This window comes from Microcoleus sp. FACHB-831, assembly GCF_014695585.1.
Taxonomy (GTDB): domain Bacteria; phylum Cyanobacteriota; class Cyanobacteriia; order Cyanobacteriales; family FACHB-T130; genus FACHB-831.
On the sequence record NZ_JACJON010000040.1, the window covers coordinates 126,811 to 146,252 of the forward strand.

General features: G+C 45.3%; 20 protein-coding genes and 1 pseudogene. 3 read left to right on the forward strand and 18 right to left on the reverse strand.

Translation table 11 applies throughout. The features are described 5' to 3' along the window. Positions 1 to 31 precede the first annotated feature (31 nt). From H6F77_RS10795 to xseA, 5 genes and pseudogenes are all read right to left on the reverse strand, one after another. Complete coding sequence (locus H6F77_RS10795; protein WP_190488209.1) at positions 32 to 250, reverse strand: hypothetical protein; 219 nt, start codon at positions 248 to 250, stop codon at positions 32 to 34. A gap of 39 nt (positions 251 to 289) precedes the next feature. Then, positions 290 to 472: pseudogene (locus H6F77_RS28855) on the reverse strand (glycosyltransferase family 61 protein); the annotation flags it as partial. A 278-nt stretch (positions 473 to 750) separates the two neighbouring features. Beyond that, positions 751 to 1,335, reverse strand: coding sequence for a hypothetical protein (locus H6F77_RS10810; RefSeq protein ID WP_190488213.1), 585 nt, complete (start codon positions 1,333 to 1,335; stop codon positions 751 to 753). A 625-nt stretch (positions 1,336 to 1,960) separates the two neighbouring features. Continuing rightward, positions 1,961 to 2,221, reverse strand: a complete 261-nt coding sequence (gene xseB / locus H6F77_RS10815) for an exodeoxyribonuclease VII small subunit (protein ID WP_190488215.1) — start codon at positions 2,219 to 2,221, stop codon at positions 1,961 to 1,963. 50 nt (positions 2,222 to 2,271) lie between these two features. Beyond that, positions 2,272 to 3,495 carry an exodeoxyribonuclease VII large subunit gene (gene xseA, locus H6F77_RS10820; RefSeq protein ID WP_190488217.1) on the reverse strand — a complete coding sequence of 408 codons (1,224 nt, stop codon included), beginning with the start codon at positions 3,493 to 3,495 and terminating at the stop codon, positions 2,272 to 2,274. 284 nt (positions 3,496 to 3,779) lie between these two features. Between xseA and recA the strand changes: the two genes are divergently transcribed. Then, positions 3,780 to 4,853, forward strand: a complete 1,074-nt coding sequence (recA, locus tag H6F77_RS10825; protein ID WP_190488219.1) for a recombinase RecA — start codon at positions 3,780 to 3,782, stop codon at positions 4,851 to 4,853. Positions 4,854 to 4,921: 68 nt separating this feature from the next. Here recA and H6F77_RS10830 read toward each other — a convergent pair whose 3' ends face one another. The 6 genes from H6F77_RS10830 to H6F77_RS10855 all read right to left on the reverse strand — a co-directional run bounded on the left by H6F77_RS10830 (position 4,922) and on the right by H6F77_RS10855 (position 10,508). Further along, positions 4,922 to 5,647: an FHA domain-containing protein gene (locus tag H6F77_RS10830; RefSeq protein WP_190488221.1), complete on the reverse strand. Its 726-nt coding sequence runs from the start codon at positions 5,645 to 5,647 to the stop codon at positions 4,922 to 4,924. 254 nt (positions 5,648 to 5,901) lie between these two features. Further along, positions 5,902 to 6,198, reverse strand: coding sequence for a DUF3493 domain-containing protein (locus H6F77_RS10835; RefSeq protein WP_190488223.1), 297 nt, complete (start codon positions 6,196 to 6,198; stop codon positions 5,902 to 5,904). Between the two features lie 492 nt (positions 6,199 to 6,690). Next, the gene (gene bchB, locus H6F77_RS10840; protein ID WP_190488225.1) at positions 6,691 to 8,217 is read right to left on the reverse strand and encodes a ferredoxin:protochlorophyllide reductase (ATP-dependent) subunit B; all 1,527 of its coding nucleotides are present in this window, start codon (positions 8,215 to 8,217) and stop codon (positions 6,691 to 6,693) included. 182 nt (positions 8,218 to 8,399) lie between these two features. Further along, positions 8,400 to 9,086 (reverse strand): DUF4337 domain-containing protein, encoded by a 687-nt coding sequence (locus tag H6F77_RS10845; RefSeq protein WP_190488227.1) that lies wholly within the window; start codon positions 9,084 to 9,086, stop codon positions 8,400 to 8,402. A gap of 62 nt (positions 9,087 to 9,148) precedes the next feature. Further along, positions 9,149 to 9,871, reverse strand: coding sequence for a ribonuclease PH (gene rph, locus H6F77_RS10850; RefSeq protein ID WP_190488360.1), 723 nt, complete (start codon positions 9,869 to 9,871; stop codon positions 9,149 to 9,151). A gap of 58 nt (positions 9,872 to 9,929) precedes the next feature. Then, positions 9,930 to 10,508 (reverse strand): adenylate kinase, encoded by a 579-nt coding sequence (locus tag H6F77_RS10855; protein ID WP_190488229.1) that lies wholly within the window; start codon positions 10,506 to 10,508, stop codon positions 9,930 to 9,932. Positions 10,509 to 10,797: 289 nt separating this feature from the next. Here H6F77_RS10855 and H6F77_RS10860 point away from each other — a divergent pair, with 289 nt between their 5' ends. Beyond that, on the forward strand, positions 10,798 to 11,334 hold the full coding sequence (locus tag H6F77_RS10860; RefSeq protein ID WP_190488231.1) for a P-loop NTPase family protein: 537 nt from the start codon (positions 10,798 to 10,800) through the stop codon (positions 11,332 to 11,334). Between the two features lie 78 nt (positions 11,335 to 11,412). On the opposite strand, the gene H6F77_RS10865 is transcribed toward H6F77_RS10860, so the two are convergent. From H6F77_RS10865 to hbs, 6 genes are all read right to left on the reverse strand, one after another. After that, complete coding sequence (locus H6F77_RS10865; RefSeq protein ID WP_190488232.1) at positions 11,413 to 12,012, reverse strand: deoxycytidylate deaminase; 600 nt, start codon at positions 12,010 to 12,012, stop codon at positions 11,413 to 11,415. A gap of 48 nt (positions 12,013 to 12,060) precedes the next feature. Further along, positions 12,061 to 12,492 carry a dUTP diphosphatase gene (dut, locus tag H6F77_RS10870; RefSeq protein WP_190488234.1) on the reverse strand — a complete coding sequence of 144 codons (432 nt, stop codon included), beginning with the start codon at positions 12,490 to 12,492 and terminating at the stop codon, positions 12,061 to 12,063. A 237-nt stretch (positions 12,493 to 12,729) separates the two neighbouring features. Beyond that, entirely contained in the window at positions 12,730 to 13,452 is a 723-nt protein-coding gene (thyX, locus tag H6F77_RS10875; RefSeq protein ID WP_190488236.1) for an FAD-dependent thymidylate synthase, read from the reverse strand. 106 nt (positions 13,453 to 13,558) lie between these two features. After that, positions 13,559 to 15,073 (reverse strand): dihydrolipoyl dehydrogenase family protein, encoded by a 1,515-nt coding sequence (locus H6F77_RS10880; RefSeq protein ID WP_190488238.1) that lies wholly within the window; start codon positions 15,071 to 15,073, stop codon positions 13,559 to 13,561. Between the two features lie 9 nt (positions 15,074 to 15,082). Next, positions 15,083 to 16,156, reverse strand: coding sequence for a threonine-phosphate decarboxylase CobD (gene cobD, locus H6F77_RS10885; protein ID WP_190488240.1), 1,074 nt, complete (start codon positions 16,154 to 16,156; stop codon positions 15,083 to 15,085). Positions 16,157 to 16,184: 28 nt separating this feature from the next. Then, positions 16,185 to 16,466 (reverse strand): non-specific DNA-binding protein Hbs, encoded by a 282-nt coding sequence (hbs, locus tag H6F77_RS10890; protein ID WP_190488242.1) that lies wholly within the window; start codon positions 16,464 to 16,466, stop codon positions 16,185 to 16,187. Positions 16,467 to 16,655: 189 nt separating this feature from the next. On the opposite strand from hbs, the gene H6F77_RS28345 reads away from it, so the two are divergent. Beyond that, a complete protein-coding gene (locus tag H6F77_RS28345) occupies positions 16,656 to 16,787 on the forward strand; it encodes a hypothetical protein (RefSeq protein WP_255515720.1) in 132 nt (43 codons plus the stop codon). Between the two features lie 15 nt (positions 16,788 to 16,802). Here H6F77_RS28345 and H6F77_RS10895 read toward each other — a convergent pair whose 3' ends face one another. Further along, positions 16,803 to 19,367, reverse strand: coding sequence for a secretin GspD/PilQ domain-containing protein (locus H6F77_RS10895; RefSeq protein ID WP_309228831.1), 2,565 nt, complete (start codon positions 19,365 to 19,367; stop codon positions 16,803 to 16,805). Positions 19,368 to 19,442 lie beyond the last annotated feature (75 nt).

A 19,442-nucleotide genomic window follows, 5' to 3' on the forward strand; every position in this document is an offset into this window, starting at 1 on the left:
CCATTAGTAACTCAAAGCTTGCAGCTGCCTTTTATCCTTGAATGTTTACTACTAAACCAGAGTTTTTGAGCGATTTACGACCACTATCTTTTGCTACTCCTACCCCTAACTCTGCCAACTCTATTGTTTTTGAGAGTAGCTCGATATTTACTAAAATATTTTCAGCGTTTCCATCACGCGCTATGTCTTCCTGCTTATTTGTATTTTCACCGCGTAAGTAGTAATATTCACAGCCTACTTGATTACTCAAAGCCCAGAAACAAACAGTTACATAGTTTGCAGAAAAAAGTTATATAACCTTAGTTCCTCGATTGCAGAAAACTACGTTACTCAATCCGGCTCCATGAGGAGCTATTACAACTTGAGCAGAAGAAAATAGTGCTGCTTGATCGGATACGGATAGCGACTCTAATGTTACCTGTTCAAAGCCAAATTTTTTTAAAAAATTTATCACCTCAACTTCATTAATAACTCTACGACAACTGCCTTTGCACGGCTGATATAAATTCGTTTGGGTAAATCTGAGTTGTTAATGCCTGGCTTAAGTAAAAATTCTTTTCTGAGGAAATCACAGACCCATTTAGGCATATTACCTGTTCTTCCCGCTAAAGATGGAACAACTAATGTATCTGTTTTTATATGATGGTATTTCAAACTTTCTACTAGCTTCGTTTCCGGAATTTGCAATAAATTTAGCGTCTCGCGCTGATACGGAAATTTGTAAGTATTAATTATGAACTTGTCTATATCTTATATAGAAATTCCACTAGAACGCAGTAAATGAATTCGCGGCAATACATCAAACATCCAATGAAAGTAGCCTTCACCGCCTATGACTGATAAAACCGCTACTTTACCCGGTACTTTATAGACTGATGGTAATTTCCACTCTATAAAATTTAAAGGCTCTTTTGGAGCATTGGAAAAATTACTTGAAACATCAGCTACCAGATAACCATCTGGAGTTACTACTGCACCGTTTCTATTCCAAACTTCTCCATCCGGAAATACAGCAACAAAGGCGGCGGGAGATTCATGCTTATATTCTATATCAAATTCGCCATGAATCTTTTCATCAACTGTTTTAGGTTGGGTTATATAAATTTTATTACTGTTATAGATTTCTTTATAAGTTGCTTTAATCACGCCTTTATCCTTGTTATATGCATTAACTCCATAAAGAGCTGATTTATAAATTCCTTTAGGATATTTTATAAAAATTGTAATACCAGGCATCCGGAATATTTTTCCTATAGCAGAGTAGCGAGTTTTCCTTGTTGATGCTTTTATATAAGTGAAATATGTATTAAATCTTTCTTTGATCTTTTTGTACATTTAATTTTTCTCCAACTCCACTTTGATTTTTATGACTATTAGTTTATTAGGTCACGGTGCAAATTTCTGAGTAAGGTTTATTAATGTTGCAAGAAACGTGGTAGTAAAGTTGACAAAAAAACTTATAAAACTTTATCTAGCTAAAGATATAGATGGTTAATCTAATAACGTGAGGCAGTGCTTGTTAGAGCAAACTTATAAGCCATATCCACCAGTACTTCTAGACTGGTGAATATAGCTTCTAAGGTTTGTTTATTTAGTTTCTATATTTATGAGTAAATGCAAGTATTTCCGCCATATTAATTAACCCAACTATCCAAAGCATTAAAATTTAAATAATACTGTTGGTAGTTTTATATCAATTCAATAAATGTAAGAAGAAAAATCGCCATATCGGTCAGATGCAGGGGTTTAACTTTGGAAAACAAATTATTATTTACTTGAATGATGTTAGTAATGACATCGATGTCTGAACCTCCTCCTAAAATGCTTGCTAGCGCTTTATTCAAGCACGGGGAAATAGCCTCCAAAGTTATTCTTCCCAAACTGCCATTGCAGTTATTAACATGGTTAGCTCAGATAGAATATAAGGTTACTATCGTAGAAGCTACCGTTCAAAGCTTAATCAAAAAGATTCTGTTTCTTCGGCCAGCGTGTGTATAACTAAATTCATCTGCTGCCGCTTTTGGGCGAGAAAGTTTTCGCATTGCCGCAAATATTCTATGGCGGCGTTAAATTCATCGAAAACTGAGGCTAGTTCCATTTCGCCGGATTCAATTTTATTGACAATAGCCTCAACTTTGGCAACTGTGACTTCATAATTCCAGGCTTCTTGGTTGGGAACGCTAGCTGACTTGCGGCGTGAAGTACGGGTGGAATCGCTCATATAAATTTTAGATTGTGGATTTTGGGTTAAAGTAATCAACCGAGCTGATATTATTCTTTATCGATAATCTCGGTAATTGTGGCTTTAAGACTACCTTCGCCTAGCTGAATATATAGTTCTTGTCCGAGATTTAAATTGTTAGAGGAACGGGCGATCGCTCCCTTTTCTTCCCTGACCACAGCATAGCCACGCTTTAGCACGCTATTCGGGTCAAGAGTTGCTAACTTTTCTTTTAACAACTGAACGTTACCAGTTGCTTGCTCTAAACGGCGCGATGTTGCCCTGTGCAAATATTGACGAATATCACCAATTTTCTGCATTTCTCGCTGAATTTGGCGGTCAAGAGGCAGACGCTGCAATCGCGATCGCAGTCTTTCCAGTTTGTCCTCGCTTGTCTTCAACCGTTCGTACACCGCATCGTTCAGAGCATCTAGTCTGGAAAGATGTTCCGTGTAAAGACTAGCTAATTCTGGCACAACTCGTTCAGCCGCAGCCGTAGGAGTATGAGCGCAAAAATCGGCAACTAAGTCAGCTAGAGACTCATCTCGCTGATGTCCTATCCCAGTAATTACAGGAATCGAACAGCTAGCGATCGCTCTCACCACCCTCTCATCATTAAAACAAGCTAATTCCTCAACTGCCCCACCTCCTCGCGCCAAAATCAATACCTCGGCGCGACCATCTCGCGCTACCCGATCGATGGCGGCTGCAATAGAGTCCGGTGCTTGTTCGCCTTGCACTATAGCGGGCGAAAACAGTACGTGCAACCCCGGATAACGTTGCCCTAAAGTACGTTGAATGTCTCCCCAGGCGGCAGCTTGGGGTGAAGTGACAACAGCAATAGTTTGCGGGTGGATGGGGAGGCTACGCTTTCTTTGTTCATCAAATAAACCTTCCGTCTCAAGCCGATCTCGAAGTTGGCGCAAGCGTAGTGCCTGCAACCCTTCACCAGCAGGCAAAGCTTGCCAAATATTAAGCTGATACTCTCCCCGCTTCGGATAGAGGCTGATAGTCCCCAACACAATCAACTGCTCTCCCACTACAGGCAGTACAGCTAGTTTGCTTACAGAGCGGCTCCACGCCACACAGCGCATAGAAGCATCGCCTTTGGGGTCTTGCAGCGTGAAGTACAGTCCGCTGGGATACTGCCTAGCGCTGGAGACTTCACCAGTTACCCAAACCTGCCTCAGCCGATCGTCCTGCTCTAGCAGGTCTTGGATGTAAGATGTTAATCCTCCTACCGAAAGAGGCGTATCAACAAGCAAAGTGCCCATATATGCCAGATTATTGCTGAAAAATATTTATATATGCCATTCTAAATCTAGAAAAACCTAGAAAACTTGCAAAAACACTAAATTTTAAAACCTCGTTTTTTTTGAGATACCTGTGATAAGATAATACACATGTACCAGTTAGCTGCCAAGCTTTAAAGTCTGAAACCAGACGCATTGTAGAGATTTGTGGTTGTTTGGCAGGGTAGGTAATGCAAAATCTCTACAGCAGAAGATAAAACTTATCTCTAACTTGGTTGCGTCCCCACACTCTTTTTGAGGCATTAATGGCTACCCATTTAACAAAGAATCCCGATAAAGAAAAAGCCCTATCCCTGGTGCTGAACCAGATTGAAAAGTCGTTTGGTAAAGGAGCCATCATGCGGCTGGGCGATGCCAGCCGCATGAAGGTGGAAACCATCTCCAGTGGGGCAATGACGCTGGATTTAGCCTTGGGCGGTGGCTTGCCGAAGGGACGGGTAATTGAAATTTATGGGCCAGAAAGTGCTGGTAAGACGACACTAGCACTGCACGCGCTCGCAGAAATCCAAAAAGCCGGAGGCGTTGCCGCTTTTGTCGATGCCGAACACGCCTTAGACCCCGCCTACGCTGCCGTACTGGGTGTTGATATTGAAAACCTATTAATTTCCCAACCAGATAACGGCGAGTCAGCGCTGGAAATCGTAGATCAGCTCGTTCGCTCTGCCGCCGTTGATATCGTGGTTATCGACTCTGTAGCTGCACTCGTACCTCGCGCTGAAATTGAAGGCGATATGGGTGATGCCCATGTCGGTTTGCAAGCCCGTTTGATGAGCCAAGCTCTGCGGAAAGTTGCTGGTAACATTGGTAAATCTGGCTGTACGGTCATTTTCCTCAACCAGCTACGGCAAAAAATTGGCGTTACTTACGGTAGCCCAGAAACCACAACTGGCGGTAACGCGCTTAAGTTCTATGCGTCTGTCCGCCTAGACATTCGCCGGATTCAAACGCTGAAAAAAGCGAATGAAGAATACGGTATCCGCGCTAAGGTCAAAGTTGCTAAGAATAAAGTCGCTGCTCCGTTCCGCATAGCTGAGTTTGATATTATCTTTGGCAAAGGCATTTCCCAAGTGGGATGTCTGGTGGATTTGGCCGAACAAACTGGAGCAGTTGTCCGCAAGGGAGCTTGGTACAGCCACAACGGTGAAAATATCGCTCAAGGGCGGGATAACACCATGAAGTACCTCGAAGAGAATGAGGAATTCAGAGCGAAGATTGAGAAGATGGTGCGCGAAGAACTGGATCGTGGAGCAGTTGTTCCCGCTAATTCAGTCACCCCAGCTGATAGCGACGACGATGACGATGTTCTAGATGAAGATTAATTAATTCTCGCTTTGGGGCAAAAAGCTTCCCAGACTGCTATCTGGGAAGCTTTTTTGGTATTTTATTTTTACTTTGATTGCCGCTGGTAAAAACGGTCTAATATTTCGCCTTGCTGGGGATTATTTAATTTTGGGGATAAGGGTGGAGCCAAGGGATCGGATGAGGACAAATCCCCTTTCAAAAAGGCGGATGTGTCGTCAGGATTGTCGTTAGGCAGTACATCCCAGTCAATAGATGATATTGAAATCATGTCTTCGGCGGTTGTTCCCTGTGGTGCGGCGGCTATAGTGTTGAGTTGTGCCAGTAAATCGGGGGGAACTTCGTTTAAGGGTTGGGTTTGCCCGCAGAAGAAAAAGGAAAATACAACGCTGCCCAGCCTAATGCGATCGCCATCTTTGAGCAGTTGGCGTTGATGCACTGGCTCTCCATTTATGTAAGAACCATTGGTGCTGCTTAGGTCATAAAAATAAAAACCATCGTTGTCGATATATTGAATGGCAGCATGGCGGCGAGACAACTTACGATCTTGCATCCGCATAGCCAAACCGCGATCGCGTCCTATAGCCCAAACCCGCTGCGGTTGCAGCAGCATCTGGCTTTTCCCATTCAATAAATTTGTTACCAAATATACTTGCCGCTCTTGGACAACCCCCTGCACGTACCTCGGACTGATGCCACTCAGAGATTTATTGCTGGTGTTTTCCAACTGGAGAATTTCATCGAGCAACCCGCGATGATGCTCGTAGAGCTTGAGAAATACCTGATACAGACCTATTCGTTGTTCGATTTCCATATCTTCGGATGAACAAGGGCAGAGCTGAGGTGTCTGTAGCTTTTAAAAATTCTTAGCTTCAGAGTTTTTATTTTTGAATAAATAAAATCCCTTTCTAACTCAAAAGGCAACGCTAGATAAACTCTTTCAGTCACTATACCCCAAGCCATATACTCAGAGCTACGCTACCTCTCTACTTCCTAGCTTAGAGCGCCGACAAGGGAGACAATTCAGCGCTGTTACTGGAAATTATTCAATTGCCTGCATGAGAAAGTTTACCGCTTGCGTTCAGCTTTGTCTTCTAAGCCAAATAACCACACCATAAGGGCGACTACCCCAATTTGTAGGGCGAGGTTAGGGAGTGCTTGGGCGACTTCCCGCCCAGCCGCTAACTGAGCCATGAAAACAACAGCACCAATAAAACCAGAAGCACCACAAGAGAAATAGACAAATTTCCTTAAGCCTCGGTAAGGGGCTTTTGCTTCTGCTTTCAGGCGTGCATATTTTTCAGGATTGATTGACTGGGATTTTTTGACTTTGCCGTTGCGATTTTGGGAATTTGGTGAAGCCATCAGCCTTGAGTTTGACCAGATGAAGATTGCTGCTAATTTTTATTATGACAGAGCTACTGGTATAAAATAAGTTTCTTATTGGTTATGTGTCATTGGAGATTGCTGTAAATAAGCATAAAGAGGGTTATAAATAAAATTAGTATTAAAGCAATCCTAATAATCTTTAATATAAAAAGCTAGCTTTAGCGTAGCCTCTGTGACAATTTCCTATTTTTGTAAACAAGATTCATACTGCTTCAAGAATCCGTGCTTGCACAAAAATAGCGATCGCGCCTTTATTGAGAGAGGGCGTTACATACTAATTCAAAGCCTTTAATTAATGTCATTTTCTGCAAGTTCAGCCTTTTCCCATTTTTCAGCTGTTCTCTCAAATTATTGAAAATGAAGTGAATAAATCTAAAGCTGAAGACTAAGCTTTAAAGAGGAAAGCCTCTCGCTGATGTTTTGGCGAGAGGCTTTCCCCTAAACTATCGGCTATTGCTAACCACTAAACTACGCGCCCACAGATTCCTTAGCTGCGTACATAACTTCAACTGTAATGACGTTGAAGCCGCGATCGCGTGCAAACTTCTCGGTGTTGCGCTTCACTTTACCGCGCACAAATCCAGGAACTTTATTTAGTTCCGCTTGCGCTTCCTTGTTCCAACCCAAGTCAGAATCGGCAGAAATACCCTTAGTAATCACTTCCTTGGTATCGTGACCGCCAAATATTTCTAACAGGTGATCTTCCATTCCCAAAGTAAAGGAATTGTAGACCAAATCTGCAATTTGGTTCGTTCCTTCGTAACCGCAGAATGGCTTATAACCAATAGGGAAATTCTGAACGTGAATCGGTGCTGCAATTACACCGCAAGGGATATTCAGACGCTTGCCAACGTGACGTTCCATTTGCGTGCCAAAGATAGCAGAAGGTTCAACGCGAGCGATCGCATCACCAATTAGGCCGTGATCTTCTGTGACAATAACTTCGTCGCAGTATTCGCTCACCTCTTCTTTAAACCACTCAGCATCATACTTGCAGTACGTTCCAGCCCAGACAACGTGAATTCCCATTTCACGTGCCAGAATTTTAGTCAACGCCGCCGCGTGAGTGCTGTCGCCAAAAACAACAGCCTTCTTACCAGTTAAATTCTGACAGTCGATAGAACGAGAGAACCAAGCAGCTTGAGAAACATACAAAGTTTGATTGTTGATGTAGTCTTCGTAGTCAACATCCGCACCCCCAGCATTAATAATTTGCTGAATCTTGCGGATGCAACGAGCAGTTTCTACCACACCCATAGGGGTGATATCGACATAAGGCATCCCGAATTCTTGCTCTAGATAACGAGCAGCCATTAAGCCGATTTCGCGATAAGGTACTAGGTTAAACCAGGCTTTCGGCAGATTCTTCAAATTATGGACAGAAGCACCTTCTGGAATTACTTCGTTTACCTGAATTCCTAAATCAGCCATCAGCCGCTTTAACTCGGTGCAGTCGTGGTGATTGTGGAATCCGAGGCTGGAAATGCCGATGATGTTGACGGAGGGCTTCTCAGTTTTCCCTTCTGGTAAATCGCCTTTTTTCCGCGCTTTTTCGATGTATAACTGGACGATTTGCCGCAGGGTAATGTCCGCAGCTTGCAGTTCGTTCACGCGGTAGTGATTTACATCCGCTAGCATTACGTCTGATTTCGTTTCTATCGATGCACGTTCGACAAAATTTTCCAGGTCTTCTTGCAGAATGCTGCTCGTGCAAGTAGGAGTTAGCACAATTAGGTCGGGGCTTTCCTCAACATCCTTGCGGGTGATGTTGTCTACTACCTTTTCCTGGGAGCCACGCGCCAAAACGTTCCGGTCTACGGAACTGATTGTAACTGGGGTGAAGTTGCGATCGCGCTCTAGCATGGAACGCATGACGTTAAAGTAGTCATCGCCAATAGGTGCGTGCATAATGGCGTGGACGTTTTTAAACGAACTGGAGACGCGCAGAGTACCGATGTGGGCGGGGCCTGCATACATCCAATAAGCTAATTTCATAAAGTTCTCCCTTGTGCTGTTTGCTAATGCTACATTTTCTCGGTGAAAGCATCCTCAGCTTTACCAAGTTGAAATGATTCTTAATGATTAGGCCATCATAGGTAAATATTATTTACCTATTGGGTGGAGGTAATGCTATTGTTGCGAACCAAATGTTACAAACCTTCTTAACATCAGCGGATCTAGAATTGCGATCGCGCCGATGAATAATTACTGGTTAACTTTAACTCCGCTTCAGTCTTTGGTGGTGTCTGCGAGATTAGTTTTGTCAACTCTTTGGGATGTATGTCCCAGGCCAACAATCCCGTAAAGCCCATGAACACTCCAAACGCAGTAGGAATCATTGCCGCGCCAAACAGCCAACGCTTCTGCAACAAGGAAGTTAAGGCAAAAAGAGCGATCGCTATAGATACAAAAGCATCGGATAAATCGAATTGATCGTCGTGGACATTAAGCTTATCGTACTTCTTTTGCTCGTTCTCAGCTTTGGCTCTTAATTCTTCCTTTTTCTGGTTTTGCGATCGCGCCAGTTGTTGAAAAGCAACTATCTGTTTTTGATATGTAGATCGCGCCGCTGGTGGTTGCGAATTAGCTTGCAGTTGTAGCTGCACAACTGTAGCATTCGCAATCTCTTCCCTAATATTGCGTGCTTGATACCAAGCCCAATAGTCTATCTTGTCAGCTTGCGCCTGCTGCATTTGCTGGACGATATTATCACCCTTAACCTGACAGATTCCCATAAATGTCGCCAGCAAAGCAACAGTAATGGCAACATAACTATTTAGTTGATTTCTTGACTTCTCCTTACTGGTAGCAGTGGTTTCTTCCTCGTCGTCAAAGTTGACCACTTCCGTCGGGTCTATTTCCATAATTTCTATATAACTAATGACCTGAATTTTTCTACTTAGAAATTAGCAGCTAGGCGATTAAACTATAAAATTCTCAAAGCTTGACGTTGTGCTTCGAGCAATTCTTCAATACCTTTTTCTGCCAAATCCAGCAGTTGATTTAGTTGGGTGCGACTATATGTTCCGTCTTCAGCAGTTCCTTGGACTTCAATTATGCCCAGATGCTCGTTCATCACAACATTGAAATCAACCTCAGCGGCAACATCTTCGGGATAGTTCATATCCAAGAACGGCTCTCCCTCTAATAATCCTACAGAAACAGCGGCGACTTGGTGGAGAATGGGCGATCGCTCTATCTCACCATCTTGCACGAGTTTATCCATCGCACTCGAAAGCGCCACAAACCCGCCAGTGATAGAAGTAGTGCGAGTTCCAGCATCAGCCTGCAAAACATCCGCATCTATAATAACCGTGCGTTCGCCCAATGCTTGCAAATCAACACACGCCCGCAAGCTGCGTCCGATTAGCCGCTGAATTTCCTGGGTGCGTCCGGATAGTTTCATAAATTCGCGTTCCCCGCGTTGGGGGGTTGCTCCTGGCAGCATTCGGTACTCAGCCGTCAGCCAGCCTTTGCCCGTACCTACCAAAAATTTAGGAACGCCTGGTTGAACTGTAACTGTACAAAGAACCGCTGTGTCGCCGCACCGCGTAAGCACGGAACTAGCTGCGAAGCGAGTGAACCCCCGCTGAAACTCTAAGGGACGCAGTTGATTTGGTTGCCGATTATCAGAACGCTGCCACGCCATCGCCCTTGCCTCACAAAGTCCTTGATTAGGATACAGCACAAGGGCTAAGTGCCCACCTTTATACTTGATTAAGTTTCTGCAAAATCTCCTGTTGTATTTGTTCTGGGGTTTGGTCGCCAGAAACTTTAAGCAGGCGCGATCGCTGTTCGTAGTATTCCAAAATAGGGATAGTGCGCTCTTGGAATAATTCAATTCGACGCTCTACTATGTCTGGTTGGTCGTCCAGGCGACACGATTCATCGCTGTCGGAACCCGTTCGCCCCAAAATTCTACTCATCATCACGGTAGGCGGGACATCTAGGTAAATCGCCCAGTCCAAGGCTTGACCCAAATCGTCTAAAAGAAAATCTAGCTCTTCAGCTTGAAAGGCGGTGCGGGGATAACCATCGAATAGCCAACCCTTGCTTGCGTCAGGTTGATCTAGCCGCGATCGCATAAATTCTATCAGCGTTGGATCGGGCACTAATTCGCCCTTCTCCACATAGGGTTGCGCTTGTATTCCCAGCGGGTTTTGGGCAGCGATCGCGCTACGCAACATATCTCCCGTTGAAATCCAAGGGATATTTAGCAGGCTGCATAGTCTTGCCGCCTGCGTTCCCTTACCTGCCCCTGGCCCGCCCAGAATCACCAGTCTCACCCTAATGCACTCCTACTTTCGTGGAATCAACTATGGTCTGGATGCTGAACTTTTATTAAACAGCAAACATATATGCCTCTGCTGGCTATTTTGCCACCTATCGGGCTATTACTGTGGCATTTTTAGGCTTTTTGCTTCTAGAGGAAAGCGCCATCCTCCTGCATCGGCCAATATGCTGTTGACGTACTTATATATATAGTGTTTGATTTAGGGGATAATCAGCAAACAGCACTAGATGTTGCTTTTTAGCAACGCCTGTAAAGAGTCATCGCCCAATAGACATTGCCCTATGGTTGCACAGCTAGAAACTCCAACTCTCAACAGCGATCGCCGCTTACTTCCCGCCATTGAAGGATTGGTACAGGTTTTTACCTCTACTCACCGCAGCTTTTTTACTACTGTGATGGCGCAAGCGCTTAGAATTGCGGGGCAGGGTACGCCTGTGCTGGTGGTTCAGTTTCTCAAAGGAGGAATTAAGCAGGGGCACGAGCATCCCATGCGCTTGGGGCAGCATTTAGATTGGATTCGCTGCGATTTGCCCCGCTGCATTGATACCCCACATTTGGATGAAACAGAGGTGCAGTCTTTGCTTCGCCTGTGGCAGCATACTCAAAAAGTAGTATATGAGGGTAAGTATTCCCTGGTTGTTCTGGATGAACTTAGTTTGGCGATTAATTTTGGCTTAATCCCACAATCGGAAGTTTTGGACTTTCTTGAAAAACGCCCCAGCCATGTAGATATTATTTTGGCAGGGCCAGAAATGCCCCAAGCGCTTCTAGATGTGGCAGATCAAATTACAGAAATTCGTCGCAGCGATCGCCCTTAGTCATTTCGGATTTTGGATTTGAGATTTTGGATTAATCTCAAATCTCAACCGCGTAGTGGTGAGTTTCGATCGCAATTCCTACGGCGAAACCGCTAAACTTGACCCATTACCCGGCTCTAAAGTTGTAGATGGTCTAGCAACAGATGTGGGGTTTAGCAGGAAGAATGCAGCTCTTTTTGCTGTTTCTTCAGAAACTTTAATTTGCGTCAGGGTAACTAAACCATCCTTGATGAAAGAATCCCTAACAAGGATACTTTCTCCAGTGTTGAAAGGAGTTTCATAAAAAACTTCACTTATTCCTGCTGAAATAACTAATTTTAAGCAAGATAAGCAAGGTTCTAGAGTGACATAAATAGTTGCACCAGCAGTAGAAATACCGTGCTTTGCAGCTTGCGCGATCGCATTTGCTTCCGCATGAACAGAACGCGATGGCATAATTTTACTAGCATCGCAACTGCTAAGCCCCTCATAGCAGTATCCCTGAGCAGTACAATGAACGGACCCAGCTGGCGAACCATTGTAACCCGTTGCCAAAATCTGCCTATTTTTAACTATTGCAGCACCAACCGGAAACGCGAGGCAAGTTGAGCGAGTTGCTGCAAGTTTCGCCAACATCAAAAAATACTCGTCCCATGTTGGCCGTTGAGATGATTCGTATACTTGTAAGATATTTTGCATTACGAGTAAGTAGAAAAGGATATTGCAACCAGGATAAAATTTTCTTGGTTAGATAACTCCTGTTGAGCCAAAACCATTAACTCCCCTAGTTGTATAACTTAGATTATCAGCTTCTTCAACTTCAACGTGAATTACGGGAGCAATTACCATTTGAGCAATTTTCATGCCTTTGGTAACTTTAAACGAATTCTTACCATGATTAATTAAAATCACTCCTATTTCACCCCGATAGCCTTCATCTATTGTCCCTGGCGTATTTAGTACGGTAATTTGGTGTTTCAGAGCTAGTCCACTTCTGGGTCGGATTTGCGCCTCAGTTCCTTGAGGTAACTCTATTGATATGCCAGTGTGTATTAGCTTGCTTTCTCCAGCAGGTATTTCTAACTCTTCTAAAGAAAATAAGTCTAAGCCAGCATCATTTGTATGCGCGTATTTAGGGATTTCTGCTAAACGATCCACTTTAACTATTTTTAGCTTCATTTTTATCTTTTGATAAGTTCTTTATTTCCACTCATTATCATTAATTTACTCTACCATAACGCGCTAAAAGCATATCAACGACAACTTTTGTCCTTGATTGTTGTAGGAGCGATCGCCAAACCCAACTTAATAAATAGCAAACTGGTTTTCAATGAATCTAAATATTAGGTTGTTTTGTTCGCGAAACGCAATTTTCTATACGCTAATTATGATTGAGCTAAATTTTTAGTAGTATCTTCACGGTGCTAATCTGGCCTTTCCAAGACGATTACTTTCATACCACTCTGCGATCGCTGGAACCCAATCTTGAAAGTGAGGCCACATCAGTTCGCAAAGCTTTTGAATCTCGATTTGAGCATTTTTCTTATTTCTAAGGTCGCAAAAATGAAGAAAAGACCTTAAATTGAAGCTGACGATAAAGTGCTGACGATAATCAAAAGGAAGTTTTCCTCTTGCGTGTTCCTCCGACATACCAGCCTCAATATCAAGGTTGTATCGTTTAGCTGCTTCTAGACACCACTTCAAATCTTCTTCTCTTTGCTCTGGACTGTAGTAGTATCGTTTACCCTGGCGATCTGAATAATAGCCCACTGGGCGAAGATAGAAAACATCTTCTATATTTTTCTTGCCTTCCACTACATCAATAAATTGGTTGCCTGTGTAGCGAAATGACTGAACATCAAAGGATACTCCAACACGATGAGTACGAGCTTGTTGCATTACGCTGTGGGGAAAATAGCCACAGTTGAAGACAATTTGGGGATGCTCCAACGGGCCATAATGCCCCCTTTCACCCGCTAAGAGGCGCTTAACAATAATCTCGCCACAGTTTGACTCTGATGGCCACGAATCGCGTTCATCAAATACAAAACCCTCGGTATAATCTTGGTGCAGGGCAGCATAAACCACCTGCTGAGGATTTGGTGTTTTGGCAATAACTTCTACTCGGAATCTATGCATTAGACGTTCGCAACTGTTTGACCGCACCCAGGATTGATTGTTGTACTCCTGAATATTTAAATTTATTGTGCCAGAAAAAGGTACACTCTTTTTAAGATTGGTATATCTACTTTGACCACGACCGCCGTAAGTTAAAGAAACCTTCTAGGAAGTTTTGTAAACCCTTGTTGTGGCTGAGTCTTTGTTTGTCCCACTCGGCGGCAGCTTGGTAGGTAATTTCTGAGAAAGTAGGCGAAATGTGGGGAAAGTCAGCGATCGCGCTCACCTTAATGTTGTGGCGCATGGCAAGAGCGATCGCCTGAATTAACTCAACTGCTTGGAACCCAACAATAGAAGCCCCTAAAATCTCTCCGTTACCCCTCACAACAATTTTACATAAACCCGTAGTTTCTCCTATCATTAAAGCTGCTGCCACCGACTTAAAATATTGTCGCAAAACTAATACATCCTTTCCATATCTGGTTCTAGCTTGCTCTTCAGTCATGCCTATTCGTGCCAATTGCGGGGAGGAAAATATGCAATAAGGAATTTCGCGATAATCTATCTTATAACTTGGTAAAAATAGCGCATTCTTTAGAGCAATTTTAGCTTCGTACTCGGCAATATAAGCTAACTGATAGCCACCCGATACATCTCCACAAGTGTAAATGCGGCGGTTAGTAGTTTGCAGTTTTTCATTAATATGAATACCACGCGGATGAAATTTTACCCCCACGCTTTCCAAGTTTAAATATTCAATTTTTGGCAGGTGTCTAGTTGCTAATAAAATCTCATCTGTTTCGATAGCTTTATTGCCAGCTTGAACCCATTTTTTACTGTCAATTGGCCTAACTTGAGTAATCGGACTATCTGTGATGACGCGGACGCCCTCGGCTTCTAGTTGCGCTTGCACTAAGAATGCTGTTTCTGGGTCTTCTTTGGCTAAAATACGCGAACGACTTGTAACCAGAGTCACGTCAGCACCCAGCCGCGCCAGAGTTTGAGCCATTTCAGTACCAGTGGGAGTACCGCCTATGACTACCCAATTTTTAGCAAGCGGTTTGGTGATATCGGCACGCCAAATATCTGCTGGTGTGAGATAGCCAGCGGCTTGCAATCCATCAATTTCTGGAACTGCTGGAGTAGAGCCAGTAGCTATTAGGAAGGCACGCGATCGCAAACGTCTGCCGTTAACCACAAAGGCAAGGTGAGGTTTGCGAGAAAATTCTCCACTACCAACAATTACATCAACGCCCAAAGAACTCAAAATAGCTGGCGAATTTTGTTCTTCAAGGGTAGAGACGACGCTGCGAGCATACTGCATTGCCTCATTAAATCGAATTGATACAGACACGCGATCGCCAAGCCTATGTCCCTTGGGCTGTTCGCCAATATCTTTAGAATCTTCTTTCGAGTCAGCGTGCAGATGAACGCCGAATTGATTGGCGTCACGCACCTGCTGGGCGACTAGCCCTATATGGGTTGCAGTTCTGCTGTACATATAACCCGACATCAGCCAGTTTTCCCCCGTCTGTTGAGGTTCTACTAGGGCAACGCGGGCTTGTAGGTGGGTGGCGGCTAGGGCGGCATAACGTGCAGCTTGAGAGCCTCCTATTACCACTAAATCATAGTCAACGCTCACGATAAATCTTTAATTTAAAATTTCTGCTAAACCTTTGATTAGGCGCTGGTTATCCGCAACAGAGCGAACGGCAACCCGGAAATAGCGATCGCCTAATTCGGGAAAACTCAAACAGTCGCGGATCAGAATTTTACTATGCTTTAGCAGTTTTTCCTGCAATTGCGAAGTTGGATGCTCGGACTCAACGAGTAAGAAGTTAGCGGCGCTCTCGTATGGTCGCAATCCTGGCAATTGTTCCATGCCTTCAAACAGTTGTGATTTTGCTGGTGTCAGCCAGTCCCAGGTTTGTTGTTGAAATTCTTTGTCTTGCAATACAGCTACGCCAGCAGCAGCAGCTAGGGTGTTTACAGGCCAGGGATCGCGCATGGTTTGCCAGCGGTTAAGGCGGTCGGGGTGAGCGATCGCGTAACCTAGCCGCAGACCGGGCATAGTGTAGAACTTAGTGAGCGATCGCAGTATCGCCAAATTGCTGAATTCCGTCACTAATGGTATCAAGCTTTGCTGCTGATCTGGAGGCAGAAAATCCATAAAGGCTTCATCTACAACTACTAGAGCAAATTGCTCTAACAATGGCAGAAGCGTCTCTTTAGAAAACAAAAAGCCAGTGGGATTGTGGGGATTATTCAGGATCAGGCCGATTTTTGATTTTTGATCTAAAATTTCAAATCTCATATTTAAAATCGGCTTGACCTCTGCCGAAAAATCAAGCGGGCACTCTATGACATTGGCATTGAACGCCCGGAGTGCCCGCCAGTAGTCGCCAAAAGCTGGGGTAACTAAACAAGTTACCTCCAGTTTTGCCAGATCCCAGCCTGCCCAAGTTAATAACTCTGCCGACCCATTGCCTGGGAGAATCCAGTCAGGCGGCAGAGAGTGTGCAAGCCCCAGAGCCAATCGTAACTCGTAGTAATTAGGGTCAGGATAGGCTCTGAGAAAGTCTAGGTGAGCCTTTATAGCGGCGATCGCCGATTGGGGAGGACCCAAGGGATTGATACTGGCAGAAAAATCAAGAATACTCGCAGGGGAACAGCCTGCCAGTGCAGCTGCCCAAGCTAAGTTTCCCCCGTGAGTAGGCCGTTTCAAGTATGAGTCCTCCCAATAGAAGAAGTGGTTAGTCTTGTGGTGCCACCTTCTCCTTAAACAACTTACCAGCAGAAAACGCAGGAACCTTGGTTGCTGGTATTTCCATCTTGTCGCCAGTTTTGGGGTTGCGACCCTCGCGGGCTTTGCGCTCCCTTGATTCAAACGATCCGAAGCCTACTAGGGTAACTTTGTCGCCCTCGGAAACAGCTTCCATAATGGCTTCCAACGCTGCCGTCAACACTGCGTCGGCTTCTTTCTTGGTAACACTTGCCTTTTGTGCTACGGCATCAACTAATTCGCCCTTGTTCATGTTCAGTCATTCCTATGGTTTACACAATGGGTTAATCCCTGCTTAAAATTCCTGATACAGGGATGGTGACGCGATTCGGAGAAAGGGATCTTTAAGTAAAAATCCCTGAAACTGCCGCAATATCGAGGTTTCACTGCAATATTCTAAATTGCTCTAGCCCGTTGTGGATCGTTGAAACGTTTAAGTTATGTGGATTTCAGGATTTTTATGCGATCGCTGGGTATTTTGGGCAGCAAATCATCCCTCATAAGTGTTCATTGTTCATCGCATTTCCACCGCGATCGCACCCTCAGCACCCGGCAAATTAACGATAAACAATGAACAATCACCAACCGTTTAGCGATTTCCGCCTTGAACGGGTAAACCTCCGCGTCGCAGAATTTGGCGTGCATCTGGACTCGGCGTGTAATTATAGCCAAACGTGGAACGAGACGAGTCATCAATAACCTGAGGCGTCAGCAACACAATCACCTCTTGTCGCCGATTCTCCCGGTTAGTTCGTCTAAATAGAGCGCCAAGAATGGGTATATCCCCCAAAATAGGCACCTTGCTTATAGTTGTTCGCTCTGAGTCCTGAATAATACCTGACAAAATCAGCGTCTGACCATCTCGCAAACGGATTTGCCCAGAGGATAGAGTGCGTTCTGATAGTAAAGTAATGGCGGCACCGCCCTGACCCGTATTGATGGTTTGGACAGGAGCAGAGACGGAGGGATTCACCGTCAGGGTAATAAAGCCATTATCGTCAATGCGACCGACAGCAACCTGCAAGATTAAACCAGCATCTCTTTTTTCAAAAGTTGTAGTTTGTCTGGTACCTCCAGGAGTGTCGTTGAACTGGACGTTGACATTTGTAATCACTTCCTGAGTCAGCTTGACACTTGCCGTCTGGTTTTCCTGGATTACCAAAGTCGGGTCTGTCAAAATCTTGGCATTGCCACTGACAATCTGCGCCTGCAACCGAGATAGCAATCGGGTCGGGAATTGGAACAAGGATGGCAGAGCGCTCGTAAGCGTCGCATTTGTACCCCGCGTTGTAGTTACAGTCCTGACTCCAGTTGTGGGGTCAACAGTTTCAGTAATAATGTTGGGCGTTGCTGGAGTGAAGTTTGTGAAACCGGCCTGTAGCGGGTTAGTTACGTTGATGAAAGGTCTAGGAACCAACCCGGGTTGTGCCTCTTGCTCAGTTACCACATTATTAGGAGTAACTCTGACCGTGCCCGGTATCAGCCCCTCAATCCGTATAGGATTGTTGGGATCGACGAAAACGTTTGCACCGCCAAAAGGATTAGCGATGACAGGTACGCCTGTCACACTGTTGGCCGCGGTAGCTGCACTAGGAGGATTGGTACCGCCATAATTAACGACCGCTGCTCCTCCGTCAACTGTAAAGAAACTCTTACCAACCCCGAAGGAGAAGCTAGTGTTTAAGTCATCGGTGTTCAATAAGTTGACATCAACAATCTTGACGTTCACCGCGACTTGGCGTTTGCGGGCATCCAGCTGAGTCAACATGGACGAAGCAATTTCAATTTGGCGCGGTTCGCCAACCATAGTGAGGGAATTGAGTCGCTCGTCCGTCAGGACGGATAATCCGGAAAGAAGTAGAGGTCCTTTGCCGACATTGGCCGCCAGTGGGATGATCTGGGTTAATGATTCCTCAGTTGTGCGGCGGTCAGCACCCTCTCCCGTCGTAGTTCTTGTCGTGCGATTTACAACCTGTTGAGACTCGGCTCCCTGGGCGCTGAGGAAACCTGCGGCAGCGCTTGCAGTAGCCTGATTGAGGCGAAAACTGCGCGTAACCAACTCGCGAGCGGCTTGGGGCAGCTGAGTACCCACAAAAATGGTGTTGCCGCTGCGGTTTGCCTGCAAGGCAGAGAGCCGGAGGACGTAGTTGAAGACATCTTGAACGGGTTCGTTTTCGATATCTAGGGAAATTGTTGGCCCACCCGGTCCACTTGGGGCACCCTGGGCGCCCTGACCACCAGCAGCAACACCTCCGATAAATGCAAGGTTGAGGCCAGCAGAACGGGCTAGCAGCCCTAAAACTTCTCGGACGGGAGCATCTCGTAAGACCAGACGGGGTACGCGAGTAGCTGTACCCAAATCTATGACAGAGCTAGAGGAATCAAGATTGGAGACTGCTATATCACCGACTGGTGGCGCGATCGCTCTGGGCAAGAAAGGAGGCGCTGGCGCGACTGGCTGAGCGACACCAGCAGGCGGTGCTGGATTGCCGTCTATCGTGATGTTGGGATTGGGAACAAGTATGGATGGCTGAGGCAGACCAGGGGTTGGTGCAGGCGGAGGCGTTTGCGTCCCTGTTGGCGGTCCAATTTGAGCTGGCTCAACTGGCGCTTGGGCAGTGGTAGTAGGATTTGCTGGCGTTAGAGCGGGTAGCCCGCTGGCGGGAACGCCAGCGGCTCTTGCCCCGCCTCCCGCCGCAGGTGGTATACCAGGCAAGGGCTTTGAGGCACTTGCGCCTTGATTCCCGGTTACGGCATTAAATGTTAAAGTAATCCCCTTATTGTCGGCGTTCATGATCTGGCCGGAAGGAGAATTTGTGGCACCGCTGACGAGGACGCGAATGCTGTTAGCATCATCTTGAGTGACAACTACCGACTTGATCCCCGGCATGGGGTTGTCCTGACGGAAGCTGCTCCCAGAAGGCAAACGTAGCTCGCTATTAAGCACGTTAGCTATTATGTCATTGCCACTACTCACCATCATGATCTGAGGCTTTTCTGTTGAATTAGCCTCTAGGGTGAGTTCAATACCTCCACTTGTCTGATTCAGGCGCACAGCTGTCACAGGGGTTGTCGCCGCTCTAACTGGCATTGCCAACAGCGCGATCGCTGCTCCCCCAATCAAAATTTCACCTAATTCTTTAGGCTGTCTCACAATTCACTCCTCACTAAAAATTCCAATTCTCAATTGGGAATTTTGAGTTATTAATTCATAATTCCTTAAGGACGA

Excerpts from the sequence above, each read along its gene's own strand:
- H6F77_RS10810 (WP_190488213.1), bottom strand. The coding sequence starts at position 1,335 with ATGTACAAAAAGATCAAAGAAAGATTTAATACATATTTCACTTATATA.
- xseB (WP_190488215.1), bottom strand. The coding sequence starts at position 2,221 with ATGAGCGATTCCACCCGTACTTCACGCCGCAAGTCAGCTAGCGTTCCC.
- xseA (WP_190488217.1), bottom strand. The coding sequence starts at position 3,495 with ATGGGCACTTTGCTTGTTGATACGCCTCTTTCGGTAGGAGGATTAACA.
- recA (WP_190488219.1), top strand. The coding sequence starts at position 3,780 with ATGGCTACCCATTTAACAAAGAATCCCGATAAAGAAAAAGCCCTATCC.
- H6F77_RS10830 (WP_190488221.1), bottom strand. The coding sequence starts at position 5,647 with ATGGAAATCGAACAACGAATAGGTCTGTATCAGGTATTTCTCAAGCTC.
- H6F77_RS10835 (WP_190488223.1), bottom strand. The coding sequence starts at position 6,198 with ATGGCTTCACCAAATTCCCAAAATCGCAACGGCAAAGTCAAAAAATCC.
- bchB (WP_190488225.1), bottom strand. The coding sequence starts at position 8,217 with ATGAAATTAGCTTATTGGATGTATGCAGGCCCCGCCCACATCGGTACT.
- H6F77_RS10845 (WP_190488227.1), bottom strand. The coding sequence starts at position 9,086 with ATGGAAATAGACCCGACGGAAGTGGTCAACTTTGACGACGAGGAAGAA.
- rph (WP_190488360.1), bottom strand. The coding sequence starts at position 9,871 with ATGGCGTGGCAGCGTTCTGATAATCGGCAACCAAATCAACTGCGTCCC.
- H6F77_RS10860 (WP_190488231.1), top strand. The coding sequence starts at position 10,798 with ATGGTTGCACAGCTAGAAACTCCAACTCTCAACAGCGATCGCCGCTTA.
- H6F77_RS10865 (WP_190488232.1), bottom strand. The coding sequence starts at position 12,012 with ATGCAAAATATCTTACAAGTATACGAATCATCTCAACGGCCAACATGG.
- dut (WP_190488234.1), bottom strand. The coding sequence starts at position 12,492 with ATGAAGCTAAAAATAGTTAAAGTGGATCGTTTAGCAGAAATCCCTAAA.
- thyX (WP_190488236.1), bottom strand. The coding sequence starts at position 13,452 with ATGCATAGATTCCGAGTAGAAGTTATTGCCAAAACACCAAATCCTCAG.
- hbs (WP_190488242.1), bottom strand. The coding sequence starts at position 16,466 with ATGAACAAGGGCGAATTAGTTGATGCCGTAGCACAAAAGGCAAGTGTT.